We start from the raw sequence: 4,642 nt of genomic DNA, 5'->3' as shown, positions 1-4,642 counted from the left end.
CCGCTCTGCGCGCGCAGACCGCCGCCGCCCAGGCCACGCCTCTGGTCTTCGGCTCGGCCCTCAACGGCCAAGGCGCGCGCGACCTGCTGGACGCCATCGCCGCGTATCTGCCGTCCGCGCGGGGCGACGCGTCCGCTCCGCCGCACGGGATGGTCTTCGCCCTGGAACGCGGCTCCAGCGGCCCCAGCAGCTCCAACGGCGAGAAGATCGCCTTGGTGCGCCTGTTCGACGGGGAGCTGCGCGCGAGAGACAAAGTGGTCCTGCGCGCCCCGGACGTTCTCGAACGGCAGGCGCGCATCACCTCGGTCACCGACACCTGGGGCACCGCCCGGACGGCAGGCCCCGGCGACATCGTGCGTGTGCGCGGGTTGGCCGAGGCGCGCGTCGGGGACGTCATCACCGCTCCCGGAGGCACGGCCATGGCGGACGTCCAGGAACCGGAGTTCGGACGGCCGACGCTGGAGACCATCGTGCGCGCGCGTGACGGGGGCGCGGACGCTTCACGCCTGCGCGCCGCGCTGCTGAGGCTGGCCGAGGAGGATCCGCTCATCGGCGTCGCGCCGCTGCCCGGCGGGACGACCGCGCTGCGCCTGTACGGGGAGGTCCAGAAGGAGGTCATCGCCGCGACGCTGCGCGAGACGTTCGGGGTGGAGGCGGAGTTCGAGGAGAGCCGGATCATCCATCTGGAGCGTCCCGCCGGGGTGGGCGAGGCGGTCGAGGACATGGAGTGGCGTCGGCGACGCCCGGACTTCTGGGCGACGATCGGGCTGCGCGTCGAGCCCGGTCCGGTCGGTTCGGGTGTGGTGTTCCGGCGCGAGACCGAACTCGGGGCGCTGCCCGCCGCGTTCGACCGGGCGATCGTCGAGACCGTCCACCTGACGCTGCGGCAGGGGCTGCACGGCTGGCCGGTCACCGACTGCGCGGTCACGCTGACGGCGTCGGGGTTCGGCGGCCCGGTCAGCACGGCTGCGGACTTCCGGGGCCTGACGCCGATGGTCCTCATGCGCGCCCTCGCCCGGGCCGGGACGCGCGTGTACGAGCCGTACCGCCGGTTCGAGCTGGAGATCCCCGACGCCTCGCTCAGCGCGGTCACCGCACGTCTGGCGGCCCTCGGCGCGGACGTCCGGGACGCCAAGCCCGACCCGGACGGCTGGCGCATCGAGGGCGAGCTGCCCGCCCGCCGGGTCGCCGCCTTCGAACGGGACCTGCCGGGGCTGACCGGCGGCGACGGCGTCTGGTGGCCGCGCCCGTCCGGGGACCGTCCGGTCGCGGGGCGTCCTCCGGCGCGTCCGCGCACCGGCCCGGACCCGCTCGACCGCGACGCCTACCTCCGCGAGGTCTGACCTCCCGAGCCGCCTACGCCGGGGTCACTCCATCTCGGAGAGGCGGGCGGGGTCGAACTCGATCGGGAAGGGCAGCTCCAGCCGGACGTCCTCGCCCGCGCGGGCGCGCCGCCGCGCCCGGTAGGCGGGGCGGGCGCGCCGGCCGTCCAGCTCCAGGACGGTCAGCGCCGGCCGGGGCTCCAGGTCCACGATCCAGTAGTGCGGGATGCCCGTGGCGGCGTACTCGGCGACCTTGCGGACCCGGTCGGTGCGCTCGCTGGCCGTCCGCGGCGTGACGATCTCGGCGACCAGCAGCAGGTCGGGGCCGTAGTAGGTGCGGGCGCGGCGCTCCAGCGCGAGCCGGGCGACGTCGCGGTCCACGACGAACACGTCCGGGCGGCGGATGCCCGCCGAGGTCGCGACCTCCTGCGGCGCGCCCGCCACGTGCACGTCGGCGGTCGCCTGCCGCGCCGCCGCCTTGAGGATCGCGCGCAGCCGCTCGGCGGCGTGGTCGTGCCACAGGTCGCCGGGCAGCTCGTGCAGCCAGCCGTCGGCCAGCTCGTGGCGGCGGCCCTCCTCGGGCAGCTCCTCCAGGTCGTACAGCGTGTAGGGGCCGTGCGGATGGCCGGCCGTCGCGGTCATGGCCGCCAGGGCCGGATGCGAGTGATCATCATCTCGCCGAGCGTAGCCGCCGGCCGGCCCGGGCCGGGGGTGACGCGGCCGGGATGATCGCGAAAAGCGGGGGAGCGGAGCCCGCGCCGCTCCGCCCGGGGGAAGAGTCGGCCCGCCGTCCGCGGGAGCGGACGGCGGGCACCGGTCGGTCGGGTCGGGGTTCGGTCAGCCGTTGCAGCCGCAGGAGCAACCCTTCGGGCAAGAGCAACCGCCACCGTGTCCGCAACTGCATCCACCACTCGTCATGTTTCGGAAACTATCCCCGCCATTCGGGCGGGGATATGACCGGTTCCGAGAGGGAACGCTGCCCCCGGCGGCCCCCCGGTTGTAGTGGGCGGGGCCATGGTCAGCCGTGGATGTGCAGGTCGACGCCGAGCAGGACCAGGAACCAGAGCAGGATCGCCAGCAGCGCGCTCGCCACGCGGCGCAGCAGGTCGCTGGTCAGGTAGCCCTGGTTCCAGGCCACGAACACCCCGACGATCAGGTAGAGCGCTCCGAGCAGTCCGATGTGGGGCCGGTACCGGTACGCCATCGCGGGGTCTCCTTCCGTGGTGACGGCGGTCGCCGTCGGCGCACGGTTGCCCCGGAACAAAAGGGGCGAAACGGCGGACTTATTCGTGGTCCGGCCCCGAACCGAATTTCGGTCCTGATCAAAACCCGTCCCCGGGAGGGCCGGGAGCGGCGGGCCGCACGGGACCTCAGGGAGCGGGGAGGGGCGCGTCCGGACGGTCGGCGGGGCCGCCGGGCCGGGGGACGCGCGCGGCCGCCGGGGCCGCGGGCGGCGCGAGCGTGATGCGGACGACCGACGGGTCGTGCGCGCCCGCCCGGTCCGCGAACTCCGACGCGCGGTGCACGATCCGGTACCGGTGCGGACGCTTCGCCAGGGCCGGGCTGAGCAGGATGTGGTCGAGGTCCTCGGCGACGCCGCCGGAATCGGCGGTGTAGCGGTCCTTCGGGGCGAGGTCGGACGAGAGGTCGCGCAGCCCGACGTCCCGCGCGGTGAGGGCGCGCATCGCGGCCGAGCCGCCGCCGGTCCCGAGGTTGCCGGTGACGATCACGTTCGCGTCCGGGGCGGCGCGGCGGACCGTCCGGACGAAGGCGGCCAGGCTGCGCGCCTGCGCCGTCCGGCGCTCCTCGCTCGGCCGGTCGAACGGCTGGCGGCGGCCGTAGGGGATCGGGTCGGCGGACGTGCGCCCGTACCAGTGGTTCGCGATCACCAGGAGCCGCCGCCCGCGCCAGGTCAGCTCGCCCGCGAGCGGCTTGCGGCTCTCGTCCCACGCGGCGTCGTCCGGCGCGACGCGGCCGGGGCTGAGGGTGAGGCGCGCGCCGCCCCGGCCGTCGGCCTGGACGTGCGTCGGCGCGGTCGCGAGGTCCGGCACGCCCGGGGCGCCCAGGTCGGACGATCCGGACGGACGGTCGGAGAAGGCGAGGCCGCGGTCGGTGCGGAACAGGAAGCCGAGCCGTGCGTTCCCGCCCCGCTCGCCGCCGTCGGCGTTGTCGTGCGGCGCGATCGAGCGCCACTCGTAGGCCGGGCCGCCCGCCGAGCTGATCGCGGTGATCAGCTCGGCCACGGTCTGGTCGGCGGCGACCGTGCCGTCGTCGAAGGCGCCGGAGTTGTCCTCGACACCGGTCACGGTGACCAGGTCGGGGGAGCCGAGGCCCTCCACCACGTCGTCCGCCAGCGCCGCGAACTGGTCGGACGGGGTGTCGGGGCTGAGGTTCTCCAGGTTGAGCGTGCCGACCGACAGCTCGTCGCGTCCGGCCGGGGGCGCGGTCTGCGGCCGGACGCCGCCGTCGGTGCGCGCCGGGGTGGCCGTGGGCAGCAGCACGAACCCGGCGGCGGTGTAGTCGAGGACGCCGTCCACCGGGCCGGGCAGGCGGTCGCCGACGTCGGCGGACGGCAGCGGCGCGAGCGCGTCGGCGAGCACGATGCGCGCCGGGTCGGGCAGCCCCCCGGACCGCGCGAGCGAACCGCCGCGCCGGGTGCGGTCGCGGGCCCCGGCCCCGCCGGCGGGCAGGACGGGCAGCGCGCCGTCCCGGGTGGGGCCGATGACGAAGGCGTTCTCGACCCGGACGCGCATGCCCTCCAGCGAGGAGTAGAACGCGAGCGGGTCCCTCGCGGGGTCGAGGAGGCGGTCGGTCTCGGCGTCGCGCGGCACGGTCGAGAACGAGGCCGGCGCCTTGCGGCCCTTGGGCCCGCCGAGGACGACCGGCGCGGGAAGCGGCTGGTCGTGCGAGGACACGACGGTCTCGGACGCGTCGATCTCGGTGCGGCTCAGGTTGGACGACCCGCGCCCGCCCGGCCGGAACTCGCTGACCCGCCCGTTCACGCGCACCGCGTCGCCGGGACGGACCTGCGGCCGGGTGCGGGTGAACACGAAGACCCCCGAGGGCGCGGCCGCCGATCCGGGCTTCGGACGGGCCGGGTCCTGCATCCAGAAGCCGGAGTCGGTGACGGCCGTGACGACGCCGCCGACGCCGGTGACGTCCCGGCCGTTCAGCGGGGACACGTGCCCGGTGCCCTGCACGTCGCGGATGCCCGCCTTCACGGGCGCGCCGGGCTCGGCGCGCGCGACGGCGGCGAGGTGGAGCGCGGCCGGAAGCGGGAGGGCGCCGAGCGGCACCGCGAGCACCGCCCCGGCGGCGAT

General features: G+C 76.1%; 4 protein-coding genes. 1 reads left to right on the top strand and 3 read right to left on the bottom strand.

Annotated elements, in window-relative coordinates; genetic code table 11:
- A partial coding sequence (locus AB0J52_RS28270; RefSeq protein ID WP_500185465.1) for a GTP-binding protein occupies positions 1–1,343 on the top strand: 1,343 nt, incomplete at its 5' end.
- 24 nt (positions 1,344–1,367) lie between these two features.
- Here the strand turns inward: AB0J52_RS28270 and AB0J52_RS28265 are convergent.
- The 3 genes from AB0J52_RS28265 to AB0J52_RS28255 all read right to left on the bottom strand — a co-directional run.
- Complete coding sequence (locus AB0J52_RS28265) at positions 1,368–1,964, bottom strand: Uma2 family endonuclease (RefSeq protein ID WP_500185464.1); 597 nt, start codon at positions 1,962–1,964, stop codon at positions 1,368–1,370.
- Between the two features lie 376 nt (positions 1,965–2,340).
- Entirely contained in the window at positions 2,341–2,526 is a 186-nt protein-coding gene (locus AB0J52_RS28260) for a hypothetical protein (RefSeq protein ID WP_500185463.1), read from the bottom strand.
- A 166-nt stretch (positions 2,527–2,692) separates the two neighbouring features.
- The coding region (locus AB0J52_RS28255; RefSeq protein WP_500185461.1) for a DUF8508 domain-containing protein at positions 2,693–4,642 on the bottom strand (1,950 nt) is incomplete at its 5' end.

Origin of the sequence: Spirillospora sp. NPDC049652 (assembly GCF_040675125.1) — a bacterium.
Taxonomy (GTDB): Bacteria; Actinomycetota; Actinomycetes; order Streptosporangiales; family Streptosporangiaceae; genus Spirillospora.
The sequence above is the reverse complement of the archived record's forward strand: the minus strand, read 5'-3'. Positions and strand labels throughout refer to the sequence as shown.

Coding starts and splice junctions, on each gene's coding strand:
- AB0J52_RS28260 (WP_500185463.1), bottom strand. CDS start 2,526: ATGGCGTACCGGTACCGGCCCCACATCGGACTGCTCGGAGCGCTCTAC.
- AB0J52_RS28265 (WP_500185464.1), bottom strand. CDS start 1,964: ATGACCGCGACGGCCGGCCATCCGCACGGCCCCTACACGCTGTACGAC.